A 16,581-nucleotide genomic window follows, 5' to 3' on the forward strand; every position below is an offset into this window, starting at 1 on the left:
AAAACGGCCCGCCCACTTTGCGCGCCTCAAACTCTTTCACGAAAATCCCATACGGCAAGGGGATGCGTGCCCCTGTTGCCAGGGACACGCACCTCTGCGGCCTACTTCTTGGGAGTAATTTCAGCAGGCAGATAGCGCGAAATTTCAAAGCCCGCAGCAACCTGACACATGGTCGGTTTAGTCCAGCTCTTCTTCATAACATTTCTCCTCTTCTACCAGCCCGAAGGGGCCGATCCGGTGGTTAGCCAACCATTGCAGGGCACCGAAGCAATGGCTCGTCCATCACGTTCTCAAAATGGACAAATGAACACAAGTTTTGAAAGACCGAAAAACAAAACTATCGAAAGTAGCTGTAGTCTTCTCTCCTCCTCCTGACCCATCACAACTATTGCGTAATCGGATTGTCGTGCTCGTCGATCAGCGGCACATTGTAACCCAGCAGGAGCTTGGTGATCTCCGCCTGGTTTTCCCTGATCACCCGGTTGAGCGTCCGTTTCCATTCCTGGTCGGACGGACGTACGCCCATGGTGATGCGATAAGACATGCGCGAGCCGGTTTTTTCCTTCAGCAGCGGAACAATGGTGACGTCGGCTCCGAGTTCCGTGGCATAGTAACCCGCCATCGGCCCCCACAGGACCGCCGCGTCGATCTTGCCGGCGAGCATGTCCTTGATCATGACCTCCCCCATGGAAGGGGTGACGCGCGTATCCACCGCCAGCGGGTAGATCTTGGCGGTCCGCAGAAGCTTGTTGGCGGCCATGTTGGCGGTTGGCGGCGTGCTTTCGACGACGCCGATTCTCTTGCCGGAAAGTTTCGGGTCTTCGATCGTCTCGATGCCTTCCATGCCGTTGCCTTTGGGGTATACGAGCACATAGGCGGAGCGGTAGTAGGCGTTGGTGTTCTGCACCAGTTCATCGCCTTGGGCGTAGCCCATGATGATGTCGCATCGATTGGCCCCCAGCGTGTTGCGCACAAAGCCGGTGACAGTGGGAAACCACGTGTAAGCGACTGATTTCCGCCCCGTCTTCTTGGCAACCAGTTCAGCCAGCTTGTTTTCGAAGCCTTGGCCGTTCTTGTCGGTAAAGGGCATGTTCGAGGGATCGGCGCAGACGCGCAGAATGTCGGGATCGACCAGTTCGCCCGCAGCGCCAAGCCCGGCATTTTGCGCCAGAACATTCGACGGCAGCAAGGCGAGCGCGCCGAGGATCGGCAGAACGACGCGCAGCTTCGATGCAGTGCAGCCGGTCATATCATCCACCCATGCAGGATGCTTCGGCATCCTTGGCTGCCTGAGCCTTGTTTTCGTGCTTGGGCGGCCTGCCGCGGGGTGCCGCGCCATCGGCGCGCGCGCGCAGATAGACGTAGAGATCGTCAAGGTAACAATAGACGTTCTTGTTGTCGCCAAAGGCAGGCATGACGTTTTCCTTGCCGCCGCCGACATTCTTGCGGCCCTCGGCGACGATCGACAGGAACGTGGCGTAATCCATGTTCTTCAGGCTATTAGCTAGGGCAGGCGCATAGCTCGAACCTGTGGCGTCCTGTCCGTGACAGACATGGCAATCTGAGTGATACCGGCGGTACCCGCTGAACGTGTACCAATCGACGGTTCCGTTTTCGATCTTGTAGGTCGGATTTCCGTCCGCATCTAAATATTTGCCTCCTTCTTGCTTCACCGCCTTGGCTTTCTCCATGCTGTCTTCGGCCCGTACCAGACTTGAGCTGGCCAGAGGCAGCAGGACCAGGGCGAGAGCGGAAACTGCAATGCGAACGATCATTCAGGCTCTTCCTTCGTTTGCCAGAAACCTGGCTGCCGTCGTGCAGCGGCATTGATCGGAGTTGGGTGCGCGGCGCAATCGAGAGCCCGGTTCCCGGCTTCCCGGTGACCCGGGCTCTCGTTTTCGAACCTAGTCGTAAGGCTCTTCCCGGTTATCAGTCCGGGAGGCCGAAGACGGTGAGCTGGCCGCCCAGCGTCGTATAGTCGGCAAGTGCCGCGTAACCGCCGACGGCACCCAGACCAGCGGTTCCAACGACCGCGGTCTCGTCGCCCTGCGCACGGCCCTGATCGACGGCGCCATGCCAGGCAGCGGCGTTATCGGGCGAAAGCAGCCCCCCTGCCAGACCGATACCCGCCCATCCACCGACGCCGGACAGAACGGCGACGTACTGCTTGCCGTCATGCTCATAGGTCGTGATGTTGCCGATGATGCCGGACGGGGTCTTGAACTTGTAAAGTTCCTTGCCGTCCTTATCGACCGCCTTGATGTAGCCTTCGAGGGTACCGTAGAAGACGACGTCGCCATCTGTCGCCAATGCGCCCGACCACACCGAGAACTGCTCGGGCTTCGACCAGACGATCTCACCCTTGGCTGCATCCCAGGCAATGAAGTTGCCCATGTTGCCGTCACCGCCGGGCGCCGCATACATCGACACGGTGGCGCCCACATAGGGCTGACCGGCGGTGTAGCTCACTTTGTAAGGCTCATAGTCCATGCAGACATGGTTGGTCGGCACGTAGAACAACCCGGTCTTCGGCGAGTAGGCAGCCGGCTGCTGGTCCTTGGTTCCAAGCGCGGCCGGGCAGATACCGGTCGAGTTGGTGTCTTCGCCGTTCTGCTGGGTCGAATACTTGGCGACGACCTGCGGGCGGCCATACTGGTCGCTCTTGGGATCCATGTTGACTTCCGTCGCCCAGTTCACTGCCGGATCGTATTTCTTGGCGACGAGAAGTTCGCCGGTGGCTCGATCCATTGTGTAGGCAAAGCCGTTGCGGTCGAAATGCACCAGCACGTCATGCTTGGCGCCGTTGACCTCCATGCCATCGACGAGAATCATCTCGTTGATGCCGTCATAGTCCCACTCATCATGCGGGGTCATTTGGTAGAGCCATTTGGCAACACCGGTATCCGCATCGCGAGCCATGATTGTCATGGACCAGCGATTGTCGCCTGGGCGCTGGACCGGGTTCCACGTCGAGGGATTGCCGGTGCCGTAATAGACCAGGTTCAGCTTGGGATCATAGGAATACCATCCCCATGTCGTGCCGCCGCCCGTCTTCCACTGTTCGCCTTCCCAGGTGTTCGTGCCGGAATCTTTTCCGACAGGCTTGCCGAGATGGGTGGTCTTCTCGGGATCGAGAAGGGTGTCTGCATCAGGACCTTCCGAATAGGCTTTCCAGGCGAGCTTGCCGTCTTTCAGATTGTAGGCGGCCAGCCAGCCGCGAACACCGAATTCAGCACCGGAGACGCCCACGAGCACCTTGTCCTTGATGACTACGGGTGCCGACGTGCCGGATTCGCCCTTTCCGCCGTCGGTCTGGTCTCCGTTCTTGACAGACCAGACGACCTTGCCGGTCTTGGCATCGAGCGCGACGACGGTGGTGTCGGCCTGGTTGAGAATGATCTTGCCGTCGCCATAGGCAACACCGCGATTGACCGTGTCGCAGCACATGATCGGAATGACGTTCGTGTCCTGCTTGGGCTCGTATTTCCACAGGATCTTGCCGTCATTCTTGAGGTCCAGAGCATAGACGTTGTTTGGGAAAGGCGTGTGGACATACATCACGTCGCCGATGACCAGCGGCCCGCCTTCGTGACCGCGCAGCACGCCGGTGGAAAAGCTCCATTTGACCTGCAGGTTCTTCACATTGTCGGCAGTGATCTGGTTGAGTTTGGAATAGCGGGTGTTGGCGTAGTCACCCGTCTGCATCGCCCAGTTCTTCGCATCCGATGCGAGCTTTGCAAGGTCTTCATTGGCCGAAGCCGTATAGGCAGCGCCGAGCGATAAAAACGCCGCGGTCGTCAGAATGTAGGTAGTTTTCGCAAGTACACGCATCCAAAATCCTCCCGGGTTCGCAGTGAAGAATCGACCGTCAAGCCCCACAAGGGCTTGCCCAAGCAATTCATGTTGGGAAGTTATTTTCCGGCAGCTGTCACGACCTACCCCGAAGCAGAGGGCACCGTTACCGCCCGCCCCCCTTGGTCTTCGAAAGACTGCCGCCGCTCCCTGATGACGGTGGCGCTCTTGAAGCCGGAAACAGGAAAAAGCTATGTCATCGTAAAAGGCCAGGCAAGCAAAAACCTACAATGGGTCGCTGCGCTGCAATATCGATATGGTGCGATGCAATATTTAGAAACAATTAAAATAAGCGCCGCGTGAAAAACTAATAAGAGGACGACCGCCAGCCGCGATATATATAGCAAACATATTGTTCCCGTATTCTTGAGGTGATACACATTTGACTTTATTTCGATATATTCTGCGGGGCACCTACGAGTAAGTATGCGTGCTTATCGCTGGTTGCCGATAGTGAGCGAAGCATGAAATGAACGTATGAAGGAGGGTGCGCAGCGGGTCATGAAGCGGGCTCTTGTCGGTCGATAGGGCATTCCTCCTTTGGTCCTATACGCAGGCCATGGGAGCTTGACTGGCTTTGCGGCACGTCGCCAATTGGAGCGATGATCCCGTCTGGATGCATGGTGTCCAGGCCAACTGGAGGTTCCTCATGATAAGGTCTGTTGGATCTCTCACCTTGCCGGTGGCCTTTGCGGCGACGCTGGCCTTTGCGAACTTGGCCAACGCCGCGGGAGACTACCCGACGGCAACGATTGCCGACTACGTGCTCGGCTGCATGCAAACAAATGGCCAGACACGTCAGGCGCTTGAAAGCTGTTCCTGCTCGATCGATGTTATCGCCTCGATCCTTCCTTACGATCACTATGAGAGGGCGGAGACCTTCAAAAGCATGTCGCTGACGACAGGGGAGGCGGCAGGGTTGTTTCGCGAAAGCGCGCCAGCGAAGGCGGCGCGCGCGGAACTGAAACGCGCGCAGGCTGAAGCCGACGTACGTTGCTTTTAGTCAGGCGGAACAGGCACGCGTGGCGGTGCGCCTCACAGTCTTGCCGTTTCTATTGGCGTTGGCTGCGAAATACCTTGCAATCCGCATTCGAGCCGTAAGGCGATCAGGCCACGCCCGGAAATTTTTGCTGGAATGATCGCAAAAGGTCGCTCATCACCTGTGGGTTGCGATGTTGTCGCGGCAGTCTTACGTCGAACATGCCGAGCACGTGGGCTGGGCGCTGCTCAAGCACGATGATGCGGTCCGACAGCATCAGTGCCTCGCGCAGATTGTGCGTGACCATCAAGGCGGTCGTGGGCCGCGCCGACCAGACGGTCAAAAGCAGGTGCCGAAGCCGCTCGGCGGTCTGTTCGTCCAGGGAGGCAAAGGGTTCGTCCAGGAAAAGTACCGCCGGTTCGGTGGCGAAGGCCCTGGCAAGCGCTGCCCTGCGCGCAAGGCCGAGCGAAAGCTCCGCCGGATAGAGCGAGCGCATGCCGGCGAGGCCGAGAGTGTCAAACAGCTCGTCGAGACTCTTCGCTCTTAGGCTTTTCGGCAGCGCCAGCCTGACATTCTGCTCCAGGGTCCGCCACGGCAGCAAAGTCGGCTCCTGGAACACGGCGGCGATCCGGTTCGAGCCGCCTTGCGGCAGTTGGAAAGAGCCGGAAAAGTCTTTGTCCAGTCCAAGCAGGATGCGCAACGTCGTGGTCTTGCCGCAGCCCGACGGCCCAAGCAGACAAGCGAATTCGCCTTGCCGGACCTCGAAAGACAGACCCTGAAGCGCCGTGATCGAGACGCCTTGCGCGGACCTGAAGGTCTTTTCAGCGATGTCGACCCTAAGCGGGACGGCCGCGCCAACGGGTTGCATGTCGTTCAACGGGCTGCACCAGGAGGAGTTCGATGACAAGCATCACCGCCACGAAAGCCAGCGTGTAGGCAAGAATGGCGGCGACGTCGAAGAGCTGGAAATAGAGATAGATCTGGAAGCCGACACCATTGGAGCGGCCGAGCAGTTCGACCACCAGGACGATCTTCCAGATGAGAGCGATGCCGGACCGCGAGGCCGCGGCAAAATAGGGCTGCAGTTGCGGCAGCAGGACATGGCGGATGCGCTCGAGTGGGCCGAAGCGGTAGACGGCGGCCATTTCGGCATAACGCGGATCAAATGCCCTGGCGCCTTCGCGCATCGTCACCACGACATTCGGGATCTTGTTCACGGCAACCGCGCCAATCGCCGCCGCCTCGTTGAGGCCGAACCAGATATAGGCGAGCACGATGACCACCAGCGCGGGAATGTTGAGAAACAGGACCACCCATGGACTGAAGAACCGGTCCGCACCGCGGTAGCTGCCGAGGATGACGCCGATGACCGAGCCGACAATCATTGCGACGACGTACGCCGCAGCAACCCGTCCGAGCGTCGCGCCAAGGTGATAAAAAAGGTCGCCGCTCGCCGCTTCCCTGAGCAGCACCTGCCAGACCTGCCCTGGTGAGGGGAAAGCGCGGCTTTGCCACAGATTGGCCGCGAGGCTCCACAGCAGGCAAAGTCCCAGCAGGGAAAGCGTTACCGTCAGCGCTGGCCTCAGCGCCGTCGCAAAGCCGGATCGACGCGACTTGCCTTCCGTTGCGGTCATTTCGCGAGTTCCGGCCAGAACGTGCCGGGCGCCATCTCGGGTGCCCTGCCAACCAGCTTCTCGCCGCCTATCGCGGCCAGCACGTGATAGAGTTTGCCCGCATCGGCCGCTTCTTCGGCGACCGGCCGTCTGGGGATGCCCTGGCGATAGCGGTCGCGCAGTTTTTCCAGCTCCTTGCCTTCTGCGCGAATGAGCGGCGCCAGGCGCAGCCATTCATCATCGGATCTGGCCAGCAAGTCCTTGGCCTGCTTGGATGCCTTCAAAAAGCCCCGGGCGGCATCCGGATTGTCGCTCGCCCATTGGTCGTGGAAGACGTAGCCGAGTGCCGACACGGGGCCCGAGGCACCAAGCGCTTTCGTCGCGTCATCCGCACCGATCAACCGACGAAAGCCATTGGCCTCGAGCCGGGCGCAGAAATGCCAGAAATTGAGCACGGCATCGAGTTCGCCTTGCATCGCCTTTTCAGAAATCAGCGGCGGCGCGCCAAAGACGACGTCACAGGCTGTCGGCAGGTCGAGGCCGTGATCGCGTCTGGCAAGCGCCTGGACCAGTAGCCAGCTCTTGTCGAGCGGGCCGCCGGCGACACCGATTTTCTTTTCCTTGAGGTCGGCGAGCGTCCGGATCGGCGATTCCTCCTTCACCATGATTGCCCCCACGGCGGTCGAATAAGGGGCCAATGTAAGGTCGCCGCCCTCGGAGCGCTGGCGCGAGACCCACAGCCAGTCGGTCACGATCATGTCGATCGCGCCGGCCAGCAGCGCAACGTTGGTCGCATCCTCCCCGGCGAAGTAGACAATTTCCAGATCGATCCTGTTGGCCTCGTCGAGCTTGTGGCGTTTCAACGTATCGAGTTCCCAACTCACGGTGCCGAACTTCAGGACACCAATTCGGACCTTAGCGGCCGCAAAGACGGCAACCGGCTTTGAGGCGAGGATGGCCCCCAGAGCCGCCAAGCGCAGCGTCGTGCGCCGCGAAATCATCATGGCGTCTCCTCTTTCAGGGCCGTCGACGAACCGGGAATGTCGATCAAATCGCTCGTTCCTTGCTCGGAACGGCACATTTCCAGCGCACGACCTTGAGACTCGGATGTTCCTGAGACCATTTTGCGATCTCGGCGGGCGCCAGGAACATGCATTGGAACAGAGAGCCGCGGCTCTCGAAATAGAGATGTTCATCTCGGCAATTGCCCGGATTGGCGCTAAGGCACACCGTTAATATGAGATCGACCATGTCCATTTGGCACTTATCATCGCCTGCGCGGCGAACTCTCCAGAGTTCGTGCTTTGGAGTTGCGCGGATTCCTGAAGGTGCCCAAACAGCAAACCGGTTGGAGTGAGGCTACGCGTTCGGCCAACAGGCGTCAATGATGTGGACCGCGTGTCGCTACACACTTCCCGTCGCGCAGTCGGGAAACGAAACAGGACCTTTGTACGATTGACTTCCCTCATCGGCAGTCTAGCTTTTCGAGGTGTGCAGGTGCTGCCAGTCCGGGGAGGAAGGACGAATGGTTCGCTCTCCCGCTTTAAAACGAATGCCGGCGATCAAGGCATCGACACGCGTAAAGTGTCCCGGGCACTCACACGATCAATGAGGAAATGCCATGCGCGCAGTCGCTTTTTTCGCCGCCGTGTCCGTCGCCACCTTTGTCACTACCCAGTCTCAGGCACAGGATGCCGCGGCGGGTGAGAAGGTCTTCGCCAAATGCAAGGTCTGCCACGTCGCAGACAAGGACCAGAACAAGGTCGGCCCGTCCTTGAACGGCGTCATCGGCCGAACGGCCGGGACGCATCCGGGGTTCAGCTATTCCAAGGCCATGGCCGAGGCCGGCAAGTCCGGCGTTAAATGGGATGAGGCCACGCTGACGACCTACCTTCGCGATCCCAGGGCGATGGTCAAAGGAACCAAGATGGCGTTTGTCGGCCTCAAGAAAGACGAGGACATCGCCAACGTCATTGCTTATCTAAAACAATTCTCAAAATAACGCGGTACTGCCGGCCGTTGGACTGCGCTCGGCGTTGGCTCGGCTTTGCGCATGGGGTCACGCAGCGTCTTGCAGCCTCTGCATCGCGGACGGCAGATCGAACAGGCTGTCGCAAACGAGGTCGGCGCCAAGCTCTTCAACGGGAATTTGGCTGTAACCGCCACGCAGCAGAATGACTGCCATGCCGGCGGCGCGGGCGGCGGCCACGTCGGCGCTGCTGTCTCCGACCATCAGCGTGTCACGAGGTTCGACCTGAAGCAGGTCGAGCGCCAGCGACAGCGCGTCTGGCGCCGGTTTCAATGATGTCACCGCGTCTCCGCCGACGATCGCGCCGAGATATTCCGTCAGCCGAAAATGCAGCAGGATTTCGCGCGCCGCCAACTGCGGCTTGTTGGTCACCACGGCCATGGCTATTCCGCTCAAATGCAAGTGCGTGAGAACCTCCCTGACGCCAGGCATCAGCCTCGTGCGGCCGGTCAGATGCCTGCGATAGATCGGCGCCATGACCCGGTTGGCCTCATCGAGCGCGCTGCCGAGGAGCGGCGTGCCGGAAGCCGCGAAGGCGCGTTCGACCAGTTTCCTGATGCCGCCGCCGATCATGGCCTTGACCTGATCCAGCCGCAGCGGCGGCAGATCGTGGCCGGCCAGCAATTCGTTGACGGCGGCCGCTATATCAGGTGCCGAATCGACCAGTGTGCCGTCGAGGTCGAACAGGATCGCCTTGGGCGAGCGAAACGGCCTGCCTGCGCCGACGTTCATGCAGCATCCTTCCACTTGATCGAACAGCCGATCGAAGCGATCTGGTCAAGCGGTCCGTCGCCGGTTCGGGCAACCTGCTTCATCGCCTCGAACAGGTCGCGTCTCAGTCCGGGCGGCCCGGCGTCGCGTCGGGACGCGTCCAGCCGGCCGCGGTATTGCAGCGTCAGCTCGCTGTTGAGCCCGAAGAAATCCGGGGTGCAAACGGCTCCATAGGCACGCGCTACCGTCTGGCGCTCGTCGTGGAGGTAGGGGAAAGTGAAGCCGTTCGTCCTGGCGAAAAGCTTCATGTTGTCGAAGGAATCATCCGGGTAGGCGTCGGCATCGTTGGAGTTGATCGCGACAAAGCCGATGCCTTCGGTCTTGAGGTCGTTGGCATCGCGCACGATGCGTGAAATCACCGCCTTCACATAGGGGCAGTGATTGCAGATGAAGGCCACCACCAGCCCGTTCGGGCCGGCGTGGCTTAAGATCGAATGCGATGTGCCGTCGACGCCGGGCAAAACGGCGTCGATGGCTCGCCAGCCGAAGTCGCAGACAGGTGGGATTGCCGCCAAGTTTTCCTCCGATGAAAATGCTTGCCGATGAAGCGGTTTACGCGGCTTTCCGGATCGCCCCGTCGGCCGCCTGTCTGATGGCGCCGATATTGGCGCGATAGGCCGCCTCGGTGCCACCCCTAAAGATGGCCGAGCCGGCGACCAGCACATTGGCGCCGGCCGCGGTGACCAACGGAGCGGTCTCGGGCGTGACGCCGCCGTCGATCTCGATGTCGATCGGGCGGTTGCCGATCAGCGCCTTGACCCGCCTGACCTTGTCGACGACCGCCGCAATGAAAGCCTGGCCGCCGAAGCCTGGGTTGACCGTCATCAGAAGCACCAGATCGAGCCGGTCGAGCACATACTCGATGACGCTTTCCGGCGTCGACGGGTTCAGCGACACGCCGGCTTTCTTGCCGAGATTCTTGATTGCCTGCAGCGATCGGTCGAGATGCGGCCCGGCCTCGGCATGCACCGTAATGATGTCGCAGCCGGCATCGGCGAAGGCGCCGAGATAGGCGTCGGCCGGCGCGATCATGAGGTGGCAGTCGAAGACCTTGTCCGTTCGATTACGGATCGCCTTGATCACCGGCGGACCGAAGGTGATGTTGGGCACGAAATGACCGTCCATCACATCGAGATGGATCCAGTCGGCACCCGCCCGGGCGACCGCTTCGACCTCGTCGCCGAGCCGCGAGAAGTCCGCGGAAAGCACCGAGGGCGCGATGATTGTCTTAGTACCCATGGTCGTCTGCTCCCATTCTGTCTTCCGTTTCCGGTCGCTGCACGCCAACCGGCGTCAGCTTGTCAGCGCGCCTTTGTCTCCGGTTCGCCTTCGAGCTTACCTTCCGCGAACACGCGGCTGCCGCGAATATCGGATTCCTCGATGGTGATAAGATCGATTTTCGTCAACGCCCGGTCGCGCGATGCGAAAAGCCGGCCGGCCTGGCGAAGCCGCGCCCGGTCGAGGCTATTGCGAACGGAGCGGGCGTTGGAGAAATGCGGCAGCCGCATGCGGATCGGGAGATACTCTTCGAGCGCCTTGGCCGCCGCTTCGCTGAGACGGTAATTCTGTTCCGCCAGCATGATCTCGGCGATTGATTTGAGTTCGCTGACGCCGTAGTCCGGAAAATCGAGGTGATGGGCGATGCGCGAGCGCATGCCGGGATTGCTGTCGAAGAAGCGGTCCATCTTGTCCTTGTAGCCGGCAAGAATCACAACCAGATCGTCACGGTTGTTTTCCATGCATTGCAGCAGGATTTCGATCGATTCCTGGCCGTAGTCGCGTTCGTTCTCGGGCTTGTAGAGATAGTAGGCCTCGTCGATGAAAAGCACCCCGCCCATGGCGCGCTTGATCACTTCGCGGGTTTTGGGCGCGGTGTGGCCAACATACTGGCCGACGAGATCGTCGCGCGTCACCGCGACCATGTGCCCTTCGCGGACATAGCCAAGACGATGCAGGATTTCGGCCATTCTGAGCGCCACGGTGGTCTTTCCGGTACCGGGATTTCCCGTAAAGTTCATGTGCAGCGTTGGTGCGCCAGAGATCAGCCCGAACTTGCGGCGAAGCCGGTCGACCAGGAGCAGCGCAGCGATCTCGCGGATGCGGTTCTTGATGGGCTTCAGGCCGACGAGTTCGCGGTCGAGCTTGTCCATCACCTCGTCGATGTTGGACGCCTCGAACTCGGCCTGTAGATCAACCGATTCGTCCTGCGCGGCAGCGCCCTTTGCTATCGCGTCCAGCATGGTTTCGCCTAGCTCCGCTCGCCTTCGGGCCTGTCGGTCGCATAAGGCACGATCGAATAGCCTTGGCTGCGGCCGTCGCGCTCTTGGCGCAGCAGCCGGAACCCGGGTTCGTTGGGCGGCCGGTTGACGATGAACGACATGCGCGGAGCTTCCCAGCCCTTGGTCGAATCGAATGCGGTGACCCGGACATACATGTTGGGCATGGCTTTGCGGCAATTGTTGATTTCAAGCAGGATGCCGGCCGGGTCCTTCAGGTCGAACATCGGGTTGCCGTACATTTCCCAGTAGGTGTTTCGCGGATGCGGATCGTCCGTGTACTCGACGCTGACGGCCCAGTGGTTTTTCAGTGCGTATTTGATCTGCGCCGAAATCTGCTCATCGGTCAGGTCGGGCAGGAACGAAAACTGTCCCTGCGTGACCTTGTTTCCGGGATTGGTCATCATGGCGACGGTTCCTTTCGTCTAGAAGCTCGGCGTTGCGGTTGGCACAAAGTCGGCCGTGTCGGTCGATTCGTAGTTGAAGGTGACGTCCTTCCACGTCTCCAGGGCCGCCTTGAGCGGCGTGCACCATCTGGCCGCCTGTTCGAGGATTTTGGTCCCTTCGCGCAGATAGTCGCGGCCCTCGTTGCGGGCGAGGATCATCGCCTCCAACGCGACGCGATTGGCCGTCGCGCCGGCCTGGATGCCGTCCGGATGGCCGATCGTGCCGCCGCCGAACTGCAGGATGACGTCCTCGCCGAGATAATGGATCAACTGGTGCATCTGGCCGGCATGGATGCCACCGGAGGCGACGGGCATCACCTTGTTGAGCGAGGCCCAGTCCTGATCGAAGAACAGCCCGGTTTCGAGGTTCTGCGGCGTGCGCTCCTCGCGCAGCGTGTCATAAAACCCCTTGATCATAAGCGGGTCGCCTTCCAGCTTGCCGACCACCGTGCCGGCATGGATGTGATCGACGCCGGCCATCCGCATCCATTTGCAGATGACGCGAAAATTCATGCCGTGGTTCTTCTGGCGCGAATAGGTCGAGTTGCCGGCCCGGTGGAGGTGCAGGATCATGTCGTTGCGGCGTGCCCACTTGGCCATCGACTGGATCGCCGTGTAGCCAATGACGAGGTCGATCATGACGATGCAGGAGCCAAGCTGTTTTGCAAATTCGGCGCGCTCGTACATGTCCTCCATCGTGCCGGCGGTGACGTTGAGATAATGGCCCTTGACTTCGCCGGTGGCGGCCGACGCCTTGTTCACTGCCTCCATGCAGTAGAGGAAACGGTCGCGCCAATGCATGAAGGGCTGTGAGTTGATGTTCTCGTCGTCCTTGACGAAGTCGAGGCCACCCTTCAGCGCCTCGTAGACGACGCGGCCGTAGTTGCGGCCGGACAGGCCAAGCTTCGGCTTCGTCGTCGCGCCGAGCAGCGGCCGGCCGAACTTGTCGAGCCGCTCGCGTTCCACCACGATGCCGGTCGCCGGGCCCTGGAAGGTCTTGAGGTAAGCCACCGGGATGCGCATGTCCTCGAGCCGCAAGGCCTTGACGGCCTTGAAGCCGAACACGTTGCCGATGATCGATGCAGTCAGGTTGGCGATGGAGCCGGGCTCGAACAGGTCGAGGTCGTAGGCGATATAGGCGAAGTACTGTTGCTCGATCCTGGTGCCTGGACCTGTGTTCGGCACCGGCTCGGATTTGAATGCCTTGGCGCGGTAGAGCTCGCAGGCGGTCAGCCTGTCGGTCCACACCACGGTCCATGTCGCGGTAGAGGATTCACCGGCGATGGCGGCGGCCGCCTCCTCGTGGTCGACGCCGGGCTGCGGCGTGATCCGAAACATGGCGATCAGGTCGGTCTCCTTGGGCCGGTAGTCCGGCTCCCAGTAGCCCATCTTCTTGTAGGGGATGACGCCCGACCTGTAGCGTTCCTTGCCTTCCTTGAGCGTGCCCGCTGAGGGCATGTCGATCTTGTTCATGGCAGGTCTCCTGTTTGCCGCTCAGGCGGCCTTCGCGGTTGCGATTTGGGGGTCGAGCTTTCCTGCGGCGTAACGTTTCGCCATCTCATCCATGGCGATCACCCTGATCTTCGACGCGTGGCCTGCGGTGCCGAAGCGTTCGAAGCGATCGCGGCAAAGGTCGCGCAGCGCGTCCATGGCGGGTTTCAGGAATTTACGCGGATCGAATTCGCGCGGGTCCTCCGTCGCAACGCGGCGGAACTGCCCGGCCATGGCCATTCGGCAATCGGTGTCGATGTTGACCTTGCGCACGCCGTAGCGGATGCCGCGCTCGATTTCCTCGACCGGGACGCCAAAGGTCTGGGGCATCTCGCCGCCATAGTTGTTGATGATGTCCTGCAGTTCCTGCGGCACGGAGGAAGACCCGTGCATGACCAGATGCGTGTTGGGCAGCTTTTCGTGAATCGCCTCGATCACCTGCATGGCCAGGATACCGCCGTCAGGCTTGCGGCTGAATTTATAGGCGCCGTGCGAGGTACCGCAGGCGATCGCCAGCGCGTCGACCCGGGTGGCGGTCACGAAGTCGACCGCCTGATCGGGATCGGTCAAAAGCTGGTCATGGGAAAGCGCACCTTCGGCGCCGTGCCCGTCCTCGGCCTCGCCCTGGCCGGTTTCCAGCGAGCCGAGCACGCCGAGCTCGCCTTCGACCGAAGCGCCGACCCAATGCGCCATGCGTGCGACACGTTCGGTGATGGCGACGTTGTAATCGTAGCTCGCCGGTGTCTTGGCATCCGCCATCAGCGATCCGTCCATCATCACCGAGGTGAAGCCGTGGCGGATCGCCGACAGGCAGGTGGCCTCGTTGTTGCCGTGATCCTGATGGATGCATAGCGGAATGGCCGGATGGATTTCGGTCAACGCCTCCATCATCTTGGCCAGCATGATGTCATTGGCGTAGGAACGGGCGCCGCGCGAGGCCTGGATGATGACCGGCGCATCGCAGGCCCTGGCGGCCTCCATGATGGCGAGGCCCTGTTCCATGTTGTTGATGTTGAATGCCGGCACCCCGTAGCCGTGCTCGGCGGCATGGTCGAGAAGCTGGCGAAGGGTGATGCGGGCCATGGTCGTCCTCCTAGATGATGAGCTTCAGCGCCGCTGCCGCGACGGCTTCGGGCGTGATGTCGAAATGCCGGTAGAGGTCCGGGGCAGGGGCGCTGGCGCCGAAGCCGGCCATGCCGACGAAAGTGCCGGTGTCGCCGATCCAGCGGTCCCAGCCGAGCCGTGCTGCGGCTTCGATGGCAATGCGGGGCGCCGAGCCGAGGACGGCCTTGCGGGTGCCGGCGTCCTGCTCCTCGAAAAGCTCCCAGCACGGCATCGAGACAACCGCGGCGACGACGCCGTGCTCGGTCTCCAGCCGTTCGGCGGCGGCAACCGCGATCTCGACCTCCGAGCCGGTGGCGATCAGCGTCACCGCGCGCTGCCCGGCTGGCTCGCGCAGGATGTAGGCGCCCCGGCTCGACCGGTTCTCGTCGCTGTGTGGCTCGCCGCTAGGTGCTTGGCGCAGCATCGGCAGGTTCTGGCGCGAGAGCACCAGCACGCTCGGCCGCTTCTCGCTTCTCAGCGCCAGTTCCCAGCACTCCGCCGTTTCGATGATGTCGGCCGGACGGAAGACGTTGAGGTTTGGCGTCGCCCGCAGCATCGCCAGGTGCTCGACCGGCTGGTGGGTCGGGCCGTCCTCGCCGAGACCGATGGAATCATGCGTCATCACATAGATGACACGCTGGCCCATGAGCGCCGAGAGCCGCATCGCGCCGCGCGCATAGTCGGCGAAGCACAGGAACGTGCCGCCATAAGGCACGAAGCCGCCATGTAGTGCGATGCCGTTCATGGCTGCGGCCATGCCGTGCTCGCGGATTCCATAGTGGATGTAGCGGCCGGCGTAGTCGCCCGGCGCGATGCGGCTCATACCCTTGGTGATCGTCAGGTTCGAATGCGTCAGATCGGCGGAGCCGCCGACGGTCAGTTCGGTTGCGCCATTGATCGCAGCGAGTGCCATTTCCGAGGCTTTTCGCGTTGCAACCTTGGTCGCCTTCCCGACATGCTCCTTGCGGAAAGCGTCGAGTGCTTCGAAGACCACGTCGGGCAGGACGCCGGCGACCGCGCTCTCGAAGGCCTGCCGCCGTGGCGAGGCGGCAAGCCGCTGCTCCCAGGCGCGGCGTGCCACTTGACCGCGGCCGGCAATCTCGCGCCAGGCGAAAAGGATATCGTCCGGCACCTCGAACGGCGCGAAGGCCCAGCCGATGTTTTCGCGCGTCGCGGCGATCTCCGCATCGCCCAGCGGCGCGCCATGCGTCTTTTCCGAACCACCCAGATTGGGCGCGCCCTTGCCGATCACCGTGCGGCAGGCGATCAGGGACGGCCGGTCCGACTGCTGTCCTGCTTCGATTGCGGCAGCGACGGCTTCCGTGTCGTGGCCGTTCACCGACTGGACATGCCATCCAGCGGCTTTGAACCGCGCCGGCTGGTCCATCGATGTCGACAGCGATGTGGGCCCGTCGATCGAGATCGCATTGTCGTCCCAAAAGACGATCAGCCGGGAGAGCTTCAGGTGACCGGCAAGATCGATCGCCTCGTGGCTGATGCCTTCCTGCAGGCAGCCGTCGCCGGCGATCGCGTAGGTGAAATGGTCGACGAGATCGGCGCCGTGGCGGGCCGCCAGCATGCGCTCCGCCAGCGCCATGCCGACAGCGGTCGAAATGCCTTGTCCAAGCGGGCCGGTCGTCGTCTCGATGCCAAGCGCATGGCCATATTCCGGATGTCCGGCGGTGCGGCTGCCCAGCTGGCGAAACCGCTGCAATTCTTCGATCGGCATGTCTTCAAAGCCTAGCAGGTAATGCAGCGCATACTGCAGCATCGAGCCGTGCCCGGCCGACAGCACGAAGCGGTCGCGATCGGGCCAGTTGGGGGCCGACGGATCGATGTTGATAAAACGGCTGAACAGCACCGTTGCGACATCGGCCATGCCCATCGGCATGCCCGGATGACCGGAATTGGCCTTTTGGACGCTGTCCATCGCCAGTGCGCGAATGGCGTTGGCCATGTCGCGCTCCGAGACGGCGGCGACGGGCTTCAGTGCTGCTGCTTGGCTGTTCATGGCGTCCTC

At 61.5% G+C, this 16,581-nt stretch carries 19 protein-coding genes; 3 read left to right on the forward strand and 16 right to left on the reverse strand.

All coding sequences use genetic code 11. The features are described from left to right. Window positions 1–101: 101 nt before the first annotated feature. The 4 genes from NKH16_RS15660 to NKH16_RS15675 all read right to left on the reverse strand — a co-directional run bounded on the left by NKH16_RS15660 (window position 102) and on the right by NKH16_RS15675 (window position 3,705). Window positions 102–197, reverse strand: coding sequence for a pyrroloquinoline quinone precursor peptide PqqA (locus NKH16_RS15660; RefSeq protein ID WP_101918690.1), 96 nt, complete (start codon window positions 195–197; stop codon window positions 102–104). 188 nt (window positions 198–385) lie between these two features. Next, window positions 386–1,249, reverse strand: a complete 864-nt coding sequence (locus NKH16_RS15665; protein ID WP_352900305.1) for a substrate-binding domain-containing protein — start codon at window positions 1,247–1,249, stop codon at window positions 386–388. Between the two features lies 1 nt (window position 1,250). Next, entirely contained in the window at window positions 1,251–1,775 is a 525-nt protein-coding gene (locus tag NKH16_RS15670; protein WP_023678824.1) for a c-type cytochrome, methanol metabolism-related, read from the reverse strand. 154 nt (window positions 1,776–1,929) lie between these two features. Next, window positions 1,930–3,705, reverse strand: coding sequence for a methanol/ethanol family PQQ-dependent dehydrogenase (locus tag NKH16_RS15675; protein ID WP_502894471.1), 1,776 nt, complete (start codon window positions 3,703–3,705; stop codon window positions 1,930–1,932). A gap of 180 nt (window positions 3,706–3,885) precedes the next feature. Here NKH16_RS15675 and NKH16_RS15680 point away from each other — a divergent pair, with 180 nt between their 5' ends. Both NKH16_RS15680 and NKH16_RS15685 read left to right on the forward strand, forming a co-directional pair. Then, complete coding sequence (locus NKH16_RS15680; RefSeq protein ID WP_352474916.1) at window positions 3,886–4,155, forward strand: hypothetical protein; 270 nt, start codon at window positions 3,886–3,888, stop codon at window positions 4,153–4,155. A gap of 346 nt (window positions 4,156–4,501) precedes the next feature. Next, on the forward strand, window positions 4,502–4,855 hold the full coding sequence (locus NKH16_RS15685) for a hypothetical protein (RefSeq protein ID WP_352900308.1): 354 nt from the start codon (window positions 4,502–4,504) through the stop codon (window positions 4,853–4,855). 103 nt (window positions 4,856–4,958) lie between these two features. Here NKH16_RS15685 and NKH16_RS15690 read toward each other — a convergent pair whose 3' ends face one another. From NKH16_RS15690 to NKH16_RS15705, 4 genes are read right to left on the reverse strand one after another with little or no spacing between them, the layout of a single operon-like run. After that, the gene (locus NKH16_RS15690) at window positions 4,959–5,699 is read right to left on the reverse strand and encodes an ABC transporter ATP-binding protein (RefSeq protein WP_352821933.1); all 741 of its coding nucleotides are present in this window, start codon (window positions 5,697–5,699) and stop codon (window positions 4,959–4,961) included. After that, window positions 5,668–6,465 carry an ABC transporter permease gene (locus tag NKH16_RS15695; protein ID WP_352450666.1) on the reverse strand — a complete coding sequence of 266 codons (798 nt, stop codon included), beginning with the start codon at window positions 6,463–6,465 and terminating at the stop codon, window positions 5,668–5,670. The genes NKH16_RS15690 and NKH16_RS15695 overlap by 32 nt, the downstream gene beginning before the upstream one ends. Further along, a complete protein-coding gene (locus NKH16_RS15700; protein WP_352450667.1) occupies window positions 6,462–7,448 on the reverse strand; it encodes an ABC transporter substrate-binding protein in 987 nt (328 codons plus the stop codon). Before NKH16_RS15700 ends, NKH16_RS15695 begins: the two co-directional genes overlap by 4 nt. Before the next feature lie 43 nt (window positions 7,449–7,491). Further along, window positions 7,492–7,701 (reverse strand): hypothetical protein, encoded by a 210-nt coding sequence (locus tag NKH16_RS15705; RefSeq protein WP_023678830.1) that lies wholly within the window; start codon window positions 7,699–7,701, stop codon window positions 7,492–7,494. Window positions 7,702–8,065: 364 nt separating this feature from the next. On the opposite strand from NKH16_RS15705, the gene NKH16_RS15710 reads away from it, so the two are divergent. Further along, entirely contained in the window at window positions 8,066–8,446 is a 381-nt protein-coding gene (locus tag NKH16_RS15710) for a c-type cytochrome (RefSeq protein ID WP_352756982.1), read from the forward strand. A 57-nt stretch (window positions 8,447–8,503) separates the two neighbouring features. On the opposite strand, the gene gph is transcribed toward NKH16_RS15710, so the two are convergent. The 8 genes from gph to tkt all read right to left on the reverse strand — a co-directional run bounded on the left by gph (window position 8,504) and on the right by tkt (window position 16,572). Beyond that, entirely contained in the window at window positions 8,504–9,205 is a 702-nt protein-coding gene (gene gph, locus NKH16_RS15715) for a phosphoglycolate phosphatase (RefSeq protein ID WP_352900311.1), read from the reverse strand. Continuing rightward, entirely contained in the window at window positions 9,202–9,759 is a 558-nt protein-coding gene (locus NKH16_RS15720) for a thioredoxin family protein (protein WP_352900314.1), read from the reverse strand. Before NKH16_RS15720 ends, gph begins: the two co-directional genes overlap by 4 nt. Window positions 9,760–9,796: 37 nt before the next feature. Next, the gene (gene rpe / locus NKH16_RS15725; RefSeq protein ID WP_352900317.1) at window positions 9,797–10,483 is read right to left on the reverse strand and encodes a ribulose-phosphate 3-epimerase; all 687 of its coding nucleotides are present in this window, start codon (window positions 10,481–10,483) and stop codon (window positions 9,797–9,799) included. A gap of 62 nt (window positions 10,484–10,545) precedes the next feature. Beyond that, window positions 10,546–11,484 (reverse strand): CbbX protein, encoded by a 939-nt coding sequence (cbbX, locus tag NKH16_RS15730; RefSeq protein ID WP_352900320.1) that lies wholly within the window; start codon window positions 11,482–11,484, stop codon window positions 10,546–10,548. Window positions 11,485–11,492: 8 nt separating this feature from the next. Beyond that, the gene (locus NKH16_RS15735; RefSeq protein WP_292404010.1) at window positions 11,493–11,927 is read right to left on the reverse strand and encodes a ribulose bisphosphate carboxylase small subunit; all 435 of its coding nucleotides are present in this window, start codon (window positions 11,925–11,927) and stop codon (window positions 11,493–11,495) included. 18 nt (window positions 11,928–11,945) lie between these two features. Next, window positions 11,946–13,439, reverse strand: a complete 1,494-nt coding sequence (locus tag NKH16_RS15740; RefSeq protein WP_084641467.1) for a ribulose-bisphosphate carboxylase large subunit — start codon at window positions 13,437–13,439, stop codon at window positions 11,946–11,948. A gap of 21 nt (window positions 13,440–13,460) precedes the next feature. Next, window positions 13,461–14,540, reverse strand: a complete 1,080-nt coding sequence (gene fba / locus NKH16_RS15745) for a class II fructose-bisphosphate aldolase (RefSeq protein WP_023678837.1) — start codon at window positions 14,538–14,540, stop codon at window positions 13,461–13,463. A 10-nt stretch (window positions 14,541–14,550) separates the two neighbouring features. After that, window positions 14,551–16,572, reverse strand: a complete 2,022-nt coding sequence (gene tkt, locus NKH16_RS15750) for a transketolase (protein WP_352900323.1) — start codon at window positions 16,570–16,572, stop codon at window positions 14,551–14,553. Between the last annotated feature and the right edge of the window lie 9 nt (window positions 16,573–16,581).

This window comes from Mesorhizobium sp. M1307, from assembly GCF_040318155.1.
Classification (GTDB): Bacteria; Pseudomonadota; Alphaproteobacteria; order Rhizobiales; family Rhizobiaceae; genus Mesorhizobium.

Coding starts and splice junctions, on each gene's coding strand:
- rpe (WP_352900317.1), bottom strand. CDS start 10,483: ATGGGTACTAAGACAATCATCGCGCCCTCGGTGCTTTCCGCGGACTTC.
- cbbX (WP_352900320.1), bottom strand. CDS start 11,484: ATGCTGGACGCGATAGCAAAGGGCGCTGCCGCGCAGGACGAATCGGTT.
- NKH16_RS15695 (WP_352450666.1), bottom strand. CDS start 6,465: ATGACCGCAACGGAAGGCAAGTCGCGTCGATCCGGCTTTGCGACGGCG.
- NKH16_RS15660 (WP_101918690.1), bottom strand. CDS start 197: ATGAAGAAGAGCTGGACTAAACCGACCATGTGTCAGGTTGCTGCGGGC.
- NKH16_RS15685 (WP_352900308.1), top strand. CDS start 4,502: ATGATAAGGTCTGTTGGATCTCTCACCTTGCCGGTGGCCTTTGCGGCG.
- NKH16_RS15710 (WP_352756982.1), top strand. CDS start 8,066: ATGCGCGCAGTCGCTTTTTTCGCCGCCGTGTCCGTCGCCACCTTTGTC.
- NKH16_RS15700 (WP_352450667.1), bottom strand. CDS start 7,448: ATGATGATTTCGCGGCGCACGACGCTGCGCTTGGCGGCTCTGGGGGCC.
- NKH16_RS15675 (WP_502894471.1), bottom strand. CDS start 3,705: ATGCAGACGGGTGACTACGCCAACACCCGCTATTCCAAACTCAACCAG.
- fba (WP_023678837.1), bottom strand. CDS start 14,540: ATGGCCCGCATCACCCTTCGCCAGCTTCTCGACCATGCCGCCGAGCAC.
- NKH16_RS15705 (WP_023678830.1), bottom strand. CDS start 7,701: ATGGACATGGTCGATCTCATATTAACGGTGTGCCTTAGCGCCAATCCG.
- NKH16_RS15740 (WP_084641467.1), bottom strand. CDS start 13,439: ATGAACAAGATCGACATGCCCTCAGCGGGCACGCTCAAGGAAGGCAAG.
- NKH16_RS15735 (WP_292404010.1), bottom strand. CDS start 11,927: ATGATGACCAATCCCGGAAACAAGGTCACGCAGGGACAGTTTTCGTTC.
- NKH16_RS15670 (WP_023678824.1), bottom strand. CDS start 1,775: ATGATCGTTCGCATTGCAGTTTCCGCTCTCGCCCTGGTCCTGCTGCCT.
- NKH16_RS15665 (WP_352900305.1), bottom strand. CDS start 1,249: ATGACCGGCTGCACTGCATCGAAGCTGCGCGTCGTTCTGCCGATCCTC.
- gph (WP_352900311.1), bottom strand. CDS start 9,205: ATGAACGTCGGCGCAGGCAGGCCGTTTCGCTCGCCCAAGGCGATCCTG.
- NKH16_RS15690 (WP_352821933.1), bottom strand. CDS start 5,699: ATGCAACCCGTTGGCGCGGCCGTCCCGCTTAGGGTCGACATCGCTGAA.
- tkt (WP_352900323.1), bottom strand. CDS start 16,572: ATGAACAGCCAAGCAGCAGCACTGAAGCCCGTCGCCGCCGTCTCGGAG.